The 17,848-nt window shown below is 38.9% G+C and carries 14 protein-coding genes; 2 read left to right on the forward strand and 12 right to left on the reverse strand.

Features of this window, described 5'->3' with window-relative positions; translation table 11 throughout:
• The 4 genes from HC725_RS15750 to fabB form a co-directional block, all read right to left on the reverse strand.
• Nucleotides 1-1,043: FimV/HubP family polar landmark protein (locus tag HC725_RS15750; protein WP_190332817.1), on the reverse strand; the 1,043-nt coding region annotated here is incomplete at its 3' end.
• 201 nt (nucleotides 1,044-1,244) lie between these two features.
• Nucleotides 1,245-2,258, reverse strand: coding sequence for an aspartate-semialdehyde dehydrogenase (locus HC725_RS15755; RefSeq protein ID WP_190332818.1), 1,014 nt, complete (start codon nucleotides 2,256-2,258; stop codon nucleotides 1,245-1,247).
• A 61-nt stretch (nucleotides 2,259-2,319) separates the two neighbouring features.
• Nucleotides 2,320-3,492, reverse strand: coding sequence for a 4-phosphoerythronate dehydrogenase (locus tag HC725_RS15760; RefSeq protein ID WP_190332819.1), 1,173 nt, complete (start codon nucleotides 3,490-3,492; stop codon nucleotides 2,320-2,322).
• A gap of 115 nt (nucleotides 3,493-3,607) precedes the next feature.
• Nucleotides 3,608-4,831: a beta-ketoacyl-ACP synthase I gene (gene fabB / locus HC725_RS15765; RefSeq protein WP_190332820.1), complete on the reverse strand. Its 1,224-nt coding sequence runs from the start codon at nucleotides 4,829-4,831 to the stop codon at nucleotides 3,608-3,610.
• A gap of 189 nt (nucleotides 4,832-5,020) precedes the next feature.
• Here fabB and mnmC point away from each other — a divergent pair, with 189 nt between their 5' ends.
• The gene (gene mnmC / locus HC725_RS15770) at nucleotides 5,021-7,105 is read left to right on the forward strand and encodes a bifunctional tRNA (5-methylaminomethyl-2-thiouridine)(34)-methyltransferase MnmD/FAD-dependent 5-carboxymethylaminomethyl-2-thiouridine(34) oxidoreductase MnmC (RefSeq protein WP_190332821.1); all 2,085 of its coding nucleotides are present in this window, start codon (nucleotides 5,021-5,023) and stop codon (nucleotides 7,103-7,105) included.
• 128 nt (nucleotides 7,106-7,233) lie between these two features.
• On the opposite strand, the gene HC725_RS15775 is transcribed toward mnmC, so the two are convergent.
• The 3 genes from HC725_RS15775 to HC725_RS15785 all read right to left on the reverse strand — a co-directional run bounded on the left by HC725_RS15775 (nucleotide 7,234) and on the right by HC725_RS15785 (nucleotide 8,710).
• A complete protein-coding gene (locus HC725_RS15775; RefSeq protein ID WP_190332822.1) occupies nucleotides 7,234-7,761 on the reverse strand; it encodes an NADPH-dependent FMN reductase in 528 nt (175 codons plus the stop codon).
• A gap of 135 nt (nucleotides 7,762-7,896) precedes the next feature.
• Nucleotides 7,897-8,160, reverse strand: a complete 264-nt coding sequence (locus HC725_RS15780) for a YfcL family protein (RefSeq protein ID WP_190332823.1) — start codon at nucleotides 8,158-8,160, stop codon at nucleotides 7,897-7,899.
• 10 nt (nucleotides 8,161-8,170) lie between these two features.
• Nucleotides 8,171-8,710 (reverse strand): elongation factor P hydroxylase, encoded by a 540-nt coding sequence (locus HC725_RS15785; RefSeq protein WP_190332824.1) that lies wholly within the window; start codon nucleotides 8,708-8,710, stop codon nucleotides 8,171-8,173.
• Between the two features lie 234 nt (nucleotides 8,711-8,944).
• Between HC725_RS15785 and HC725_RS15790 the strand changes: the two genes are divergently transcribed.
• Entirely contained in the window at nucleotides 8,945-9,568 is a 624-nt protein-coding gene (locus tag HC725_RS15790; protein ID WP_190332825.1) for a trimeric intracellular cation channel family protein, read from the forward strand.
• 86 nt (nucleotides 9,569-9,654) lie between these two features.
• Here HC725_RS15790 and HC725_RS15795 read toward each other — a convergent pair whose 3' ends face one another.
• The 5 genes from HC725_RS15795 to HC725_RS15815 form a co-directional block, all read right to left on the reverse strand.
• Nucleotides 9,655-12,051, reverse strand: coding sequence for an Ig-like domain-containing protein (locus HC725_RS15795; RefSeq protein ID WP_190332826.1), 2,397 nt, complete (start codon nucleotides 12,049-12,051; stop codon nucleotides 9,655-9,657).
• Nucleotides 12,048-13,118, reverse strand: coding sequence for an OmpA family protein (locus tag HC725_RS15800; RefSeq protein WP_190332827.1), 1,071 nt, complete (start codon nucleotides 13,116-13,118; stop codon nucleotides 12,048-12,050). Before HC725_RS15800 ends, HC725_RS15795 begins: the two co-directional genes overlap by 4 nt.
• Nucleotides 13,119-13,344: 226 nt before the next feature.
• Complete coding sequence (locus HC725_RS15805) at nucleotides 13,345-14,046, reverse strand: Crp/Fnr family transcriptional regulator (protein ID WP_190332828.1); 702 nt, start codon at nucleotides 14,044-14,046, stop codon at nucleotides 13,345-13,347.
• A gap of 771 nt (nucleotides 14,047-14,817) precedes the next feature.
• Entirely contained in the window at nucleotides 14,818-16,851 is a 2,034-nt protein-coding gene (locus tag HC725_RS15810) for a choice-of-anchor X domain-containing protein (RefSeq protein ID WP_190332829.1), read from the reverse strand.
• Nucleotides 16,852-16,853: 2 nt separating this feature from the next.
• Nucleotides 16,854-17,756 carry an alpha/beta hydrolase gene (locus HC725_RS15815; protein WP_190332830.1) on the reverse strand — a complete coding sequence of 301 codons (903 nt, stop codon included), beginning with the start codon at nucleotides 17,754-17,756 and terminating at the stop codon, nucleotides 16,854-16,856.
• Between the last annotated feature and the right edge of the window lie 92 nt (nucleotides 17,757-17,848).

Below are 17,848 nucleotides of genomic sequence, written 5' to 3' on the forward strand. Positions count from 1 at the left end.
GTTTCTGTTTCTGTTTCTGTTTCTGTTTCTGTTTCTGTTTCTGTTTCTGTTTCTGTTTCTGTTTCTGTTTCTGTTTCTGTTTCTGTTTCTGTTTCTGTTTCTGGGATAATCACATCAACGTCTTGCTTAGAGTCAAGCACAACATAGCTTGTTGCAATAAGTTCATCTGATTTTAATAGCCGAGGTTGCGTTGTTTCACGAGGTTGACGGTTGAATATCAATCGTAGCAACAGCAATATAAAAAGAATGGGTAAAATGATAACAACCCACAAGCTTGGATATTGATTTAATAACAAACGTAAAGTTGGTATTAGTCCTAAATTTTTAGCACCTTTCGTCGGATCTTCATGTCTAACACGTTCTTCATCAGTTAACTGGGTTTGTAGTTGATCAAGCTGAGATTGCATATGTCCAAGTTCAGTACTTAGACGTTGACTTAATAATTCAAGTTGAGATTGCGTAAATTTTTGATCTACCTCAGTAAGTTGATCATCCCCTTGATTAGCACCGGTAATCTGTGCTTCCGTGGCGAAAGATTGCTCGGAAGAGTTCACGCTTTCATCTTGGTTAGCATCGCGCTTGGGTAAATTATCTTCTGCTTTTACTGGTAGCGGAGGAGCGATATTAGGATCTACTTTCGATGGTATGGGACGTTTAGCATCCTGTGCCATTAACTCTTTTGCTTCGGTCACTGATTCAGCTGCAACCTGAGCTGTATTTGGCATCAATAAAGTACTTTCAGGAATTAATCCATGAATATTGTGGTCTTCAAACGCTTTAGGATTGAGCTTATATATTGCCAGCACCATTTTATAAATACTGACCGATTTATCCATTCGATAATCTTTAGCAATTGACCACAACGTTTCATTTTTCGCTGTTGGCCCATAAATCTCGATATCACTTTGTTGCTGTGAAGTCTGATCACTCTTTATCTCCTGTACTCTGACAGAATACTCATCGGTATTGGCACAAGCGATTGGTACTTGGAAGAAAAAAAGCAAAGCCAAAGAGGTGACAAGATGCTTAAAGGTTCGATGCATAATAAACTCAGTTAATTTGTCTATTTAAAGAATACTTATTCAATATATAGGAATAATCTTAATGTTGGGTAATGATCATGACAAAAAAACGCGACTAAACAAGGGTTTTGTTTAAATATGTCCGAAATTTCGCTGTGAATAAATATATTAGACAATAAAAAACCTCGCACAGATGGCGAGGTTTCATTATCGATAAATGTCTTATAAATAATCGCGTATCAAGACTTCGGCAATTTGTACTGCATTTGTTGCTGCGCCTTTACGTACATTATCGGCCACTACCCACATATTGATACCACTATGATGACTAATATCATTACGAACACGGCCAATCATAACTTCATCTTTACCACCGCCATCACGAACTTGAGTTGGGTAATCAATACCACGAAATAGAGTAATACCATCCGTTTTCTCAAACAACTCCATCACTTGTTCTGCATCAATAGGAGTTTGAGTTTCAACATGTAAAGATTCTGCATGGCCATAAAATACAGGGACACGAACACAGGTTGGATTAACTTGAATCGATGCATCATTGAAAATTTTCTGTGTTTCCCACACCATTTTCATTTCTTCGGCGGTGTAGCCATTTTCTGTGATCATATCGATTTGTGGAATACAGTTGAATGCAATCTGTTGAGCAAAGGCATCGGTTTCAACTGGTAAGCCATTCAACAGTTTTGCTGTTTGTCCTGCAAGTTCATCAATCCCTTTTTTACCTGCACCCGAGACTGATTGGTATGTTGATACGTTAATACGTTCAATGCCTACTGCATCTTGAATCGGTTTTAATGCAACAACCATCTGGATAGTTGAACAGTTTGGATTAGCAATAATGTTACGGTTACGAAACTCTGCAATCGCTTGTGGATTCACATCTGGAACTACGAGAGGAATATCATAGTCATATCGATATTTAGAAGAGTTATCGATAACAATCACGCCCTCATCCGTAGCTATCGGAGCCCATTGTTCAGACAGTGCAGCATCAACAGCGAATAACGCAATATGAACTTGTGACCAATCAAAGTCTTCGACACTGTTGACATGGATTGTTTTGCCATTAAAACGGTAGCTCTTACCTTCACTCTCTTCACTTGCAAGTAAAAATAGATCGCCGATTGGAAATTCGCGCTCTTTTAATACTTCAAGCATGGCTTCGCCCACTGCGCCAGTCGCACCTAAAATAGCAATGTTAAATTCTTGACTCATGTAAAACCTCAATTTGAACGGCTGACTTAATGCAACCTGAATTCCAGCCAATGATATAAAATTATTCGGCTTGAATTTGAAAACCTAAAGATGCCAATGGCGTCAGATTGATTGTCTGTTGTGGGGAGGAAATTAAGGTCATCGCACTATATTCACGGCGATCCCAATATTGTTTACGCAATCGATCAAATGTTTCCGCTTGCGCCTTTCCATCCAATTTCGACATTTCTCGACGGAATACCGCATCATCATGGCGCACATCATAAATCAACTGAGTCAAATTGTGCAGTAATGCTTGTGTTTTCTCGCAATCTTCACTCCAACCGCTTGATAACTGGACTTGTGAGATCGGAGCCACAGGCAATAATTCACTAGCCTCCGCTCTATTTTCTAAATTAAGGTACGCACAATAAGCATTAAAGATCATAGTCGTCCCTCGTGATTTTCCCTCTAAACCGTAACCTGCAATATGCGGCGTTGCAAAAGCCAATAAAGGAAGTAACTCAAGATCGACCTGTGGCTCAAATTCAAATACATCTAAAATGGCAGTAAAACCATCTTGTTGCTGTAATCTTATTTTCAATGCCTGATTATCCACAACAGGCCCACGAGCAGCATTGATCAAAATTTGATCTGCACGGAGCTTAGCAAGGCGATCCGTGTTAATTAAGTGGTGCGTTGGATAATCGCCATTTTTTGTAATTGGTGTATGCAAGCACACAACATCGGATTGTTCTAATAACACATCTAAATCAACAAATTGACGTTCATCACCTTGTTGCTGTTTTGGTGGATCGTTGAGCAATACTTTTAAACCAAGTGCAGTCATACATTTAGCTAAATATGACCCTACCTGCCCCGCACCAATAATACCGATTGTTTTATCAAAAATAGAAAAACCTTGCTGTTGCGCCAGAACCATCAAAACGCTGCATACATATTCTGCAACACCAACTTTGTTACAACCTGGGGCTGCGGTAAAGAAAATCCCTTTGCGTTTAAGTAGTGCTTGGTCAACATGGTCGTGCCCTGCAGTGGCCGTTCCGACAAATTTCAATTTATTAGCTTTTACCAGTAAATCGGCATTCACTGCCGTGACCGAACGGATCATTAATGCGTCTACATCCACCAAGTCATCTGCCGTTAATGTCCGGCCCGGTAACATTTTAACTTCACCAATCTGGTTAAATAAGGCTTCAGCGTAAGGCATATTTTCATCGATGACGATTTTCATTACGAATTCTCAAGATGGATTATTCAAAAATAGGATAGTTATCATACAAAAAATCCTCGACTTAATTAATAAGCCGAGGATTTATTTTATTCATATGGCCGTTTGGCTCAGAATATTATGCTTCGTATTTTTTAATCACAAGCGTGGCGTTAGTTCCACCAAAACCAAAGCTGTTAGACATAACTGTTTTTAACTCTTGTTCACGAGTCTCAGTGACGATGTCTAGACCTTCAGCAGCTGGATCTAACGTTTCAATGTTAATGCTTGGTGCAATGAAGTTATGTTGAAGCATTAATGTTGAATAAATCGCTTCATGCACACCTGCTGCACCAAGTGCGTGGCCAGTCATTGCTTTAGTTGCAGAGATCGCAGGGCATTTACCGCCGCTATCTTTACCAAATACTTCTTGAATTGCACCTAGCTCTTTTACATCGCCCACAGGAGTTGATGTGCCGTGAGTATTGACATAATCGACAGAATCAACGCCTTGCATCGCCATCTTCATACAACGAACCGCACCTTCACCAGAAGGGGCAACCATGTCATATCCATCAGATGTCGCACCATAACCTACAATTTCGCCATAGATTTTTGCGCCACGAGCCAGTGCGTGCTCAAGTTCTTCAACCACAACCATACCGCCACCGCCAGAGATAACAAAACCATCACGGTTTGCATCATAAGTACGAGACGCTTTGGTTGGATCTTCATTGTATTTGGTTGATAAGGCACCCATCGCATCAAACATCATCGCTGAAGACCAGTGAAGTTCTTCACCACCGCCAGCAAACACGATATCTTGTTTACCCAGTTGGATAAGCTCTAACGCATGACCAATACAGTGTGCAGAAGTCGCACAAGCAGAACTCATAGTGTAGTTCACACCACGAATTTTAAACGGTGTCGCAAGACATGCTGAAACCGTTGAAGCCATAGTACGTGGAACCATATAAGGTCCAACACGCTTTACGCCTTTCTCACGAATAGTGTCAACTGAGATCACTTGGTTTTGTGATGAGATACCACCAGAACCAGCCACTAAGCCAGTACGGTCATTAGAAACTTGATCATCGGTTAATTGAGAATCTTCAACTGCTTGCTGCATAGCAAGGTAAGCGTAAGAAGCGGTATCGCCCATGAAACGCATGTGTTTACGATCGATATGCTCACTTGGCGTGATTTTTAATTCACCCCAAACTTGAGAACGAAGACCTGCTTCTTTAAATTGCTCAGAGGCTGTAATGCCCGATTTACCTGTTTTTAAAGACGCTAATACTTCTTCTACGTTATTACCAATACTAGAGACAATCCCTAGACCAGTGATGACGGCTCGTTTCATGTGACATTCCTATAATTCAAAAATCGTGTAATGATAACTGACTTGCTATTGTTAAGTGGTCAGCTTTCCTAATGTACCCTTTGCATTGCGTTTTATCAGTAAAATTTACAATGTGGGACTTTGTTAATAAATATAAGGTTCTGCAATGTGTATATAATAGCCCTAAATCGCCCCAAAATGACAGGTAATATGAGTTCAATACAAAACGCCAAACTAGATTGGAATGAATCTGGTACTCCAATCTCCCATCAATTTGATGATGTCTATTTTTCTAACGCTAATGGCCTTGAAGAAAGCCGCTATGTTTTCATCAAACAAAACCACCTTCCAGAACGCTGGGAGTCTTTCTCCCAACCTCGCTTCACCATTGCAGAAACCGGATTTGGTACTGGGCTTAACTTTTTAGCTGTCTGGCAACAGTTTGATGCTTTTTGTTCTCAACATCCACAGGCTAGCCTTAAACAGCTACATTTTATTAGCTTCGAAAAATACCCGATCAGTATAGACGACTTAATTAAAGCACATGCAGCTTGGCCCGAATTAGCTCAATACTCCCAACAATTACAAGACATATATCCTATTGCCATACCTGAATGCCACCGATTAATCCTAGCTGACGGCATGATAACTCTTGATTTGTGGTTTGGGGATATCCATGAGAGCCTCCCTAAAATTGCTAAGAATCAAGATGGTATTATTGACGCATGGTTCCTAGATGGGTTCGCCCCAAGCAAAAATCAAGACATGTGGAACAATGATCTTTTTAATGGCATGGCTTCTATTACTAAACAACATGGAACCTGCGCAACCTTTACCGCCGCAGGTTTTGTTCGACGAGGATTGATTGAAGCTGGCTTTGACATGAAAAAAGTCAAAGGGTTTGGCATTAAACGTGAAATGATAGCGGGCACTCTGCGATCTCAAATAGCCACAGAACCCCAAACGCGTTCAAATATCCCACCTTGGTTTACTCGACAAGCAGCGCTAAACATCAAACAAGCCACGACAGAAACTGGCTCCAACTTATCTAATTTAGGTAACATCGCTATTATAGGTGGCGGCATTGCCAGTGCGACTCTCGCGCAAGCTTTACATCGTCGCGGGCTCTCCGTCACTTTATATTGTGAAGATAAAGAAGCAGCGTTAGGGGCTTCTGGCAATAAACAAGGGGCGTTATACCCTCTAATCGCAGAGCCTGAATCTCCATTAAATCGATTCTTTGCACCTGCCTTTTTATATGCTCGCCAATTTGTACAGCAAGCAGCTCAAAAGATTGAGTTTGATTATGATTTTTGTGGTGTGGCCCAATTAGCGTGGAATGAAAAAGCCAAAATCAAATTAGACAAAATGATCATTAATGGGTATCCCGAATCTTTTATCCAAGCATTAGATGCGAAGCAAACCTCGGAAGCTATTGGCCTCCATATAGAACAAGAAAGTGTCTTTTATCCATTTGGTGGCTGGCTATGCCCTCAACAACTCACTCAAAATACCATTAAAGAATTACAAAATAGTGACCGTTTTGAGGTTCATTTCAATACACGTATTGAAACATTACATTACTGTAAAGATGAACAAATGTGGCAACTAAAAACATCAGGTAAAGCTTTCAAGCATAATGTCGTGGTTGTCGCGAATGGTCATCAATTTAGTCGATTTGAACAACTAAAATCCATTGCTGCAACACCAGTGAAAGGACAAGTTAGCCATATTCCTACCACTGAAACCTTAACCAAACTGAAAACAGTTCTTTGTTATGATGGATATATGACCCCTAACAACCCTAACAATAATCATCATTGTATTGGTGCCAGTTACGATCGAAATAATATTGATCATAAATTTGACCCACAAGCTCAACAAAGTAATGGAGAACGTTTAGTCAATTGCATCCCAAATCAAGACTGGCCAAAAGAAGTGAGCACAAAGAATAATAACTCTCGCCAAGGGATCAGAAGTGTCACCCGAGATCACCTACCCTTTATCGGCAATGTTTGTCAGTTTCAACCCATAGCAGAAAGCTATCGCAAAATTGATCCACAAATTCTAAGAACACACCCAGAATTAATGCCAGAAATACCACAGTATCAAAATTTATTTTGTATGGTAGGACTTGGTGCTAGAGGTTTATGTTCAGCTCCATTATTAGCTGAAGCACTAGCCTCGCAGATTGTTGGCGATCCGATGCCATTACCTACAGAGGTATTAGAAAAACTACACCCAGCCAGAATGTGGGTAAGAAGAATGTTAAAAGGCAGACCTATCTCTGGTTAAAGAATAATATGCCAAGGGACTAAAAGTAAAAAAGGTGCAAGTTCGTGAGAACAGCACCTTTATTGATCTACGCATATTCGTTCATGCGTATTGGTTTAAGCTATGCTTAGAGAAGCTAATTGATAATTTTAAGCCGTTAAGCTTGCCGCCGCAGCAGTTAACTGAGCTTTAATCGCATCATCTGTAGGCTGACCAGACTGCATATCAAACACATCGTAAAAGCTCGGAATAGACACCGATGCTTTTACATCTGCATGGAAGAAAGATGCCGAGCCCGTTGCTTGAGCCAAAACACTTTGCGCTCCACCAGGACCAGGGCTTGCAGATAAATAAACGACAGGTTTATGTGCAAACATTTGTTGATTAATACGTGAAGCCCAATCAAATAAATTTTTATAAGCTGCAGTATAAGTACCATTATGTTCAGCAAGAGAAATTACAAAAGCATCGGCACTTTCTAACTTAGCAAAATACGCTTGTGCTCCTTCAGGGCGGCCAATTTCTTTTTCAGTATCTTCACTAAATAAAGGAACGTTAAAATCATTAAGATCTAACACCTCAACGTCAGCTCCGTCGACAAGACCTGCGGTATAAGCTGCCAGTGATTTATTGATTGAATTGAAACTTGTACTAGCACCAAATGCGATAATTTTCATAGTGACTCCATTAAATAGAAAGTAGTTTGTAACTGTATGAATCAAGATAATTGAAAACAAAATCGATAACAGTCATTGAATCCTATTAAGATGTTCAAAAAATTAGAACATGATTATATCAATATCTCACAATGGTTAAATCGAACGGCTCAGCTGCTGCCACATAGCCGCGACAATGACTTGATCAGCTGGCGTTAATTCATTACGAGCGGCATCTAAACTCGATTGAATTCGTTGTTTAAAAATAGCAACATCCTTAATCCCTTCTTGCTCACAATCTGCGGCTGAAAGAGAAATATGACCACGTAAATACCCACCAGCAAAAAGCTCATCATCTGATGCTTTTTCAACAGTCATATCAATGGATTCTAATAATTGTTCTTCTAATTCAATAATCATCTATTACTCATTACTTAATTATAAATAAGGTTGGTGTTAATTCTGGCGTTTGATAAAAATCACGTAACGCATCCGACAACATTTTGACACGCTTTGGTAAACCTTGTTGCAAAACATGCAAGACTTCATTGTGTACTTTTGCCATAAAGGCTAAACGATCCGGTTCAATATCACCATGTAAATTGTCACAGCTTACCGTAAACGAAAATCCAGCACTTACCGATAGAATCCATTCATAAGCTTGTGGGCGTATTTCTACCTTTTCGAACTCAGCCTGAACTTGCGCGGTTCTACCGTCAGGCTCATACCAGTAACCAAAATCTTCCAATAAGCGGCGTTTTGGCCCAGCCACACACCAGTGAGAAATTTCATGCATAGCCGATGCATAAAAGCCACGCGCAAAAACAATCCGATGATAAGAAGAACTATCATCCGCGGGTAAATAAATAGGTTCATCTCCCCCAAGCTCTAGCTGAGTTTGATAAGACTCGGCAAAGGTTTGATTAAAAAGGCGAATAATATCCGGATATTGATGACGTGATTCTGGCATTAAATTTATTCTTTCCATACAACATAGGAATGTATTGTCCTCACTTTTTAACTTCAGGTAAAGCCAATAAAAACCGCCTTTTGCCCATCATATACAAAACAAAAATTTCAGATTAGTTTTTATAATCCAAAATACCTTATTTATTACGATATTTCTCATTAGTCAGACGAGATCTTTATCACTAAAATCGGCACTTAACTTTTTTGTTTACCCTACCTTTTCGTGAGCATCGCAATGTTACTTAGCATTATTTATATTATTGGTATTACCGCAGAAGCCATGACAGGCGCATTAAGTGCAGGCCGCCGGAATATGGATTGGTTTGGCGTTATGCTTGTTGCGAGCGCAACGGCCATTGGCGGTGGTAGTGTAAGAGATATTCTATTGGGAAATTATCCATTGAGCTGGGTTCAACATCCCGAATACTTACTGATCACTTGTGTGGCAGGCGTATTAACGACATGGCTAGCTAAATGGGTAGTCAAATTCAAAGGTGTGTTTATTCGCCTTGACGCATTAGGACTGGCAGCTTTTAGTATAATTGGCTGTCAAAAAGGCATAAACATGGGCTTACCTCCGAGTATTTGCGTGGTAGCGGCGATTGTTACTGGCGTTTTTGGTGGTCTACTGCGTGATCTAATTTGCAGACAAACACCATTAGTTTTACATCAAGAGTTGTACGCTGCGGTCGCTTTTATTGTTGCGTGTTTATATTTAACACTTCAACACTTTGCCATTGATGAAAATATTACGATTATTACCAGTTTAGTGGTCGGGTATCTTGTTCGCATGGCATCAGTGCGATTTAAATGGCGGCTGCCAATTTTTGAGCTTAAGGTTGAAGGTTCTGTGCATTAATTATTGTCTGGTTACTAAAGACCCATCCCGTATGAAATAAAAAGCCTGTAGAAAAACTGCAGGCTTTTATCGTTTTAACCTATCGATTATGGTACTACATAAGCAGGATTAAGTTGATTATCATTAATATTGCATGCAAGACCAAGATTAATACCTAATAATCCAAGTTGAACTAAACATGAAACGTGAATTTGGTTATCACTCACCAAAGATTCATATGTCGCTGTAACATTGGCATCTACAGCAACACCAGCATTTACCAGACTAACAACGCCATCGGTATCAATAGCAATCAATTCGCTATGGTCCGTAACATACGCAGGTTCATTCACATCTAAAACTCGACTAGTTCCATCTGAATAAAAAACTTGTGATTCGATATCAAAGATAGAATTACCAATTCCTAAGTCAATTAAGCCAAGCAGGCTCAAATCAGCCTTGTTTATTGCTTTAAGATGTAATCTATCGGCTCGTTTAGGGCCAACATTAACTGCTACTGTTCTATCCTTCCCTTTATAGCTTCCCGTTATTGTCGCATTACCTTGATCAATAGCTTGTACAACGCCAGTTCCTGTTACCGTTGCAAAGATTGGTTTATCGCTTGTAAATGCGGTTAAATCTGTCACAAGTTGTGTCGTGCTATCGCTAAACGTAGCCGTCACAACCAATTGTATCTCATCGCCTTTAGCAACATTCACCGGATTAGGTGTAATACTCAAGCTATCGACTGTTGCTGCTGTTACAGCGACACTTGAACTTCCCTTTATAGGAGCCGTAGGCGTTCCACCAAAACTGGCGGTCACTGAAATAGAGCTAGTCGTTACGCTATTAGCAGTAACTAAACCCTGTGGACTAACAGAGACAAATGTAGAATCAGCCGTATTCCAAGAAGCTTCCGTTGTCACATCACGAGTAGTAGTGTCACTAAAAGTAGCCGTAGCCGTAAGTTGCCCTGTTGTTCCATTCGCCAGGCTCAATGCTGAAGGAGTGACATCAATCCCCGTTACCGTGGCACCCGTTACCGTGATATTAATTGGATTTGAATCAACAGAATCAAACCTTGCGATTACCGTTGCATCTCCCACACCACTCGCATAAATATTGTTCCCCTCAACAATCGTCGCAATAGCGTCATTATTAGATGTCAATGTTGCTTGTTCAGTTACATCTTGTGTTGAACCATCACTGTATGTGGCAGTCACCGTCACACTAGCCTTTCCGCCTTTTGCTAAGGTCACAGGGTTAGGGGTGGTTGCCACTTCGACTTTAGTTACATAAGCATCTGCCACCGTCACTTGCGCCGTTGAAGTTTGACCTCCTAAGGCTGCTGTGATTGTCGAACTTCCCACAGAATCCGCAGTGGCGAGCCCTCCATTATCAATACTGACGGTAGAGGAAGAAGAAGAAGACCACACAACATCATCAGTCACATCTTTAGGGACAAGACCATCACTAAATACTGCATTCGCTTTAAACTGCTTAGTCAAACCTTTTGCTAAGTTCGCCACCGCAGGACTCACCGTTAATTGAGATACAGTCGCGGTAGTCACAGTAACTATGGCAGTATCAGTTAATACACCAAATATGACATCAGTAGTAGCAGTAATGGTAGCAGTGCCTGAATCTGCAACTCCTGTAACAAGCCCAGTAGCAGGATCAACCGTCGCTACTGCCACAGTATCTGAACTCCATGTAACTTGATCGGTAATATCTTGCGTACTACCATCAGACAGTTGCGCCGTGGCGGTAAGTTGCTGGGTGGTACCTTTAGGCACACTGAGTGCTTTAGGTGAAATTGTAATGGATTCGATAAATGCGCTGGTAACCGTTAGATCCGCCGTTGCACTAAAGCTACCAGACACAGCGGTAATGATCGCCGTCCCTTCTGTAATTGGTACCACTAAACCGGTATTAACCCCAACCGAAGCAATACTTGTATTATCGCTACTCCAAGTAGCACTACTGGTTACCTCTTGTTTACTACCATCTGAATATAATTCATAAGCTTTGAATTGCGTGGTAATTCCAGCTGCAATTGTTTTTGCCCCAGGAATTACCTGTAAGCTAACTATTTCCGGAGATGAAATATTCACGGTAATGGATTTTTGTTGTCCCTGATAAACAGCCGTTACTTCCGCGGTTCCTAGAGACTTACCTGTTAGCACCCCATTTTCATCGACTGTTGCCACCGATGTATCACTAGAAAACCAACTAACATCTGTTGCATCTAATAATGTTTCTGAACCATCGTTCATAAGGGCCGTTGCCGAAAGTTGTACGGTTCTCCCAGCGGCAATACTAGGATTCTCAGGTAATATTTTTAGGCCTGACAAGCTATCCGTATCTCCACTAGGATTACTAGGATTGCTTATAGAGTCTCCTGATTGTGAGGGTAATCCACCACTTTCATTATTACACCCGACCATTCCAATCAGAAAAAAGGAAAGAACTAACATTGTGAGTATTTTCTTAATATCCATCATTTGCTTGCTCCTTGTTGTGTCGTTTCTTGTTTCGTTGAATCTTGCTTTTCAAAAGGAGGTGAGAATAAGACCACACGACGATTGGTTGCTCTATTTTCCGCAGAATCATTAGGAACTATTGGTTTAGATTCACCATAAGCTTTCACTGTTATGCGATCTTTTGATATCCCTTTATTAATGAAGTAGTCCTTCAAGGAATCACCGCGCCTTTGAGATAAATCTAAATTATATTTATCTGATCCAACGTTATCGGTATGGCTTTCAATTGTGAGTAAAGCCTGAGGATTGTTTTTTAAGCGAGTTTCCATAGGGCCGAGTAATGAAGACATATTGGGATTTAATTTTGCAGAGTCAAAAGCGAAAAGTACGGTCGAGTTATTTTCACCAAAATTAAGTGTCATGCTTTTTTCAGTGACCGTCACTACTTGAGTTTCAGTAACCGTTTTAATAATTGTTTCAGGCTCAGATTGACCAAACTTATACCCTAATCCTAAGAAAGCTTGATGAATATCGGCGCCACCAGTGGAGTCAGAACCGACACCATAAACAAATTGATAACCTAATTCTAAATAACTATTTTTACTCATATTATATTGGTAACTAATTGAAGCGAAGGGTGATATTCCTTCATGGTCATTACTGACGTTTTCTCCTATTTCATGACCTTCCGTATCCACATACCAAGGCATCACACCCAATTGCCCAATGATATTTTGATTTTCAGTTAATGAAAAAACACGCCCACCTGAAATGCCTAAACCAAAAGTATTACCATCATAATCAGCGTCAACTGATGGATCCGCCAATGCTGGGTATGTTGCTTTGAAACGCCCTAGATACTCTAAGCTAATTTGATAAAAATAAGGTTGATAAATATTATGACGAAAATAAATCCCCCCAGCCAAAGACTGATCATCGCAATCCAGGCTATCACTGTCACATGCATTATGGGCCCAACTATAACCTACCTTCACACCTACTGATTTATTATTCTCTGCCGAAAATGAGTAATGCGAAAATGTAAGCAAAGCAGGTATCAACCCAATATATTTAAATTTTATTAGCATAAATTCACCGCCCTGTGGAAATATATATACTTATATTTAATGTGGAATATAAAATGGAAATTACAATGTAATTATTAACTTACTTTTATATTCACAACCACAAACACTATACAAACAAAATAAAAAACAAATACAAATTAACTTACATTGATTCAATTAATAACCACAATAATATAATATTATTTACATTCATATTCCATTTATTTAAAATCACAATAAAAAACAGCTAACATATTGAATTAAGATAAATTTTAAGATTTTTAACACTATTGATCGTTACGGAGCCATACCCGAAAGATAATAAATTCAATTCAGTATATTTGTTTAAATGGGGAATAATGGCTTGCCGTGTATGTCCAATCAACGCAGCGATATGACACTTTGTTAATTTAAGTTCGATAACATCACGTTCACTATAATGCGTAGAAAGCATTTCGACTTGATTGAGTAGCTGTCGACCGATTTTACCTAACGTATTATTATCTATATGCATTAACGCATATCGGCTCACGGAGCTAATTCTATCCGATAAACAAGCAATAACATTCTGCATAATAATAACATCTTGAGACATAGAATCTATCAAGGCCGCTTTAGGTACAAAAACAATACTTACATTCCCTATACACTTTAATGACACTAGTCGTATATTATTTCTCGCTAGTACTGTTTCACCAAACCAATCTAACTCACCAATCATTGCAACCGGCAAAATATTTCCTTGCTGTGATTTATAGCATATTTCTATTTCGCCATCGGCAATAATACCTATTTCTTTACTGGCTTCCCCTTGGTTTATTAAAAAACAATTTTTGTTAAAGTGCTCTATACGTGTTTGGTTGGTTAAATTAACAATATTTTCCTGACTTGCTCCAGAAAACAAGGCACATTGAGAAAGAACTGAATAGCGAACATAATCTAGTAACATACTAAACCCCTTTATTTTTCCAACAGCGGTCAATGTATAAATTTGTACATTTCAATTCTAATGTAACGACCTAAATATAACATTAGTTACAATTTAATGATGATAACTAGCATTAATAAATTAGTTACTAGACCATAGTCACAAAAAATATTAAAGATTACATAATTGACATTAATTTTTGCATAAAAAGATCATCATTGGACGCCAAAATTATACTTACTCATCCGGTTATAAAAATCACAAACTAAAAATATTTAACTTATAAAAAAGCCTCGAAATCATATCATTCCGAGGCTTTTTATGCTTAAGCAGCAGTATTATTAAATCTTCGGTATCTGTGTCTCCACGCCTTGATTCTGTCCACGGTGGCGCAATAAGTGATCCATCAGTACGATCGCTAACATGGCTTCAGCAATCGGTACCGCGCGGTCGCTTTTATTGTTGCATGTTTATATTTAACTCTTCAACACTTTGCCATTGACGAAAACATCACGATTATCGCCAGCTTAGTGGTCGGTTATCTTGTACGCATGGCATCAGTACGATTTAAATGGCGACTGCCAATTTTTGAGCTTAAGGTTGAAGGTTCTGTGCATTAAACCTTACTCGTATATTCAAAAGACATTTTTTAATATGGAACTTAAGCTCTGATTTTAGCTGTCCACAAGAGTACAGCATTCCGCTTGCCTGAATCCCCGTAAGAATTTAAAATGTAGATAGACGCCCTAGGACGGGCGTCTTAATCGAATGAATTAGATCTACTCTAACTCATTATTTCAAAACAAGTATATTTAACTCAACATTGAGGACCTCTAACTGCTTACTTCGTTCTGCTGGATTTGCTGTCAATACAAGGCCATGATTAGACGGCTTATTATCAATCCAACCTTGTATCAGATGTAATAGCTTCTCTCCGCTAATTACCTGTGTAAATTCGCCAGAATTTGTACGAAATGCACTTAATGGATTACTCCAGCTTTTACATACATTGAAGCTATCACAGAAATAATCATAGTTAACCGTCTCTGCAGACCATGCTTTATCAACAACATGAATAGCAACATCTGTAAATGGTAAAGAAAGAGATGACTTGCCTAACGTTATTTTCATTTCAGCCTTTTGGACAATCCCTTCGACGTTCGCAAGATCAAATTTAACTAAAGACTCATAGTCATAAGGTACGGAAGCATTAGTACGCGCATATCCACCGATGACAGATCTCCCATTTTTTGTTCCATCCCAGTTTTCTCGTTTAAGGCCAATTAAGTCCCCTTGGCTAATAAGTTTGATTTTTGGGATAAACTGCTCTTTTTTATAAGCTATTATCTCACCTAATTGGCTAACCATCTTATTTTTACCATTGCCGTAAATCATCAAAGATCTCACTAGATAAGGGCCATCAACTTTTTTCAGCTTACTACCATCGACAGTAAATTTAACTTGGTTATCACCAGCAGAGAGTGAAGAGTTAAAGTTAATGGTCGCCAGCGTTTCATGGTTTTTTGAAATAATACTTAACGATGATGTGTAGCTGCCTGCTAGATTTACATAAACAGGAAAACTCAATTCAAGTGACTCGATATATGAATCATCAGCAGACATATTTTCAGTTGTCGTAATTTTTTTAGTGACTTCAATATCTTCACGGCAAAAATTGATATCATCCAAAGAAAAGGTATCAGGAATTGCAATCCGTGGATTTACCACAGAATTAAACTCTCGAGTTCCTGATTTGGTATAATCAGTGGTTTCAATAAGTAGAGGAGAGAATGAAATTACATCTTTTCGCGAAAACCTATTTACCAACATTTTTTTGGTAAATATTAATTCAATATCATGATCACCTTCCGACAAGTTCATGTTTTTAATAGCTCTGACTCCAAATCGGTTATCTAGGGTGCCAGACAAGGAACTATATACACTGTAAGTCCCTGATTTTTTTATTGTTACATTTGATCTTAAAATGACCTTATCAACACACACATCTGTCGGAATAAATAACTCTGTTTTATTTACATTAGCAAGTTGCTCCGTCACCACAATATTCTTACCGGCTTGAGTACGATATTCATAGCCTAAATGCTGTGCAATAACGCTTGCTTCTATGATGTGCTCGCCTAATTGTTGGTATGGATAGGTTGAAGGGCTGCTGTATACACCATCACCTGCAACAGCATCAAAGCCTGAGCCATTATCGTATCCCACTGTAGTCACGGTTGTCCCATCAGGATAAGTGATTAAAAATGATACTTCCGCATCCGGAATTGCTTTAGCATCCGCCGTCACTAATACAGAAGGTGCCATTAAGTCGCCAACAACTGCGAGATGACCGAGAATAGATACTTTTGCACTAACAGTCATCTGTCTAAAAATTTGAGTAACAATCATTGAATCATAATCAGGGGCATCATATTGAACAATAAATTGCCAAGTACCGGGCTTATTTGCCACATCCACTAATGGCAGTTCATAACTTGCTCCCGGTAAGCCTGGTCGGATATCACTACCATGAGTCACTTTAATTTTACTATTTTGGCTATCCATCACGACAGTGCCATCCGGTGCAATTAATTCAAAGCGAGCATCAATAATAGGAATGACGATAGTTGGCCAAAACGATTGACCACGATCGATTTCAAATTCAACAGTTGTTTGTGTTTCCCCATTTTTGAAAGGTGTATCAATGTAACCTAGAGAGTCTCTTACTGAAGATAATGGCACCATACTGTCAGCATTAGCGATAGAGCTAAAAATAAACAATATAATCAGAAAGGTATTTTTGATGAAATGAATAATATGGTTCATGATTAATCCCCAGATCGCATTGGAATGATTTGGTTTAAAAATTTATTAATATTATCGACATTTTTTATCGTACTATGATTTGCTTGAACAGTGCCTAATGAGGTAACAAAACTAGGTAATGCGCTAGCAACAGTAACGACAATATCATTATCATGAAGAGCTACATCATCTTGCTTATCGGCTTCATAAATAACACGGTTTACTATTTTCTCTACAGGAATACGCTCACTGGCATCCAAAATTGAAACCTGATCAGTTCTTACATAAATAACTGAATTATAATTTTTCATAATATTATATGCTCGTACCGCTCCCCATCCAGAAATATACCAAGCAGGAAATAAACCTGCAGATTCTGACCATTCTAATTCTTTATTACCATTTAAATCAGCATTTGCAGCAAGCGAAAAAATATTACTGACATTATCCATTTCTCCGTTCAATAAAGCTTGTTGCCTAGAGTTTATAGTCAAATCATAAATACCTGGTGGGTTAGGGCCACCGAATTTATGAATTTGAAAGTATTCCCATAAAATATTTTCAGGATCCGAAGCATTGGTTTTATAAAATTTAGCCGCATGATTATCCGTTAAAAAACGAACATCGGCGGTAACACTGCCTAGATGAGGTGTCGCTAAGGTAGATAAGCTTAATAGCTCAATATTAGAAAAATATTTAGCCATATATTGAGCATCTAAACCACCTTTGCTATGGGCAATAATATGCACACTATCAGATTTAATTGGTTGTAGAAATTGCTCGACTTTTTGCCCAAGGAGGTTACCATTTTGTGATACACTGCCATTACTTATTAATGAAACCGTTTCAAATAAAACACCACTCTGATTGATTTCATCTATTACGTCACTGCCCCAAGTAGTTGAATCAGCATTAATTGTCACCACCAGTGCAAAAATGATCCACTAACACCAATTGAAAATTGATCCACTTGGTATCATTCAGTTTTAACAAAACTGGATGGTGATTATGTTAACCA

This window comes from Vibrio sp. S17_S38 (genome assembly GCF_014694375.1).
In the GTDB taxonomy this organism is placed as follows: domain Bacteria; phylum Pseudomonadota; class Gammaproteobacteria; order Enterobacterales; family Vibrionaceae; genus Vibrio.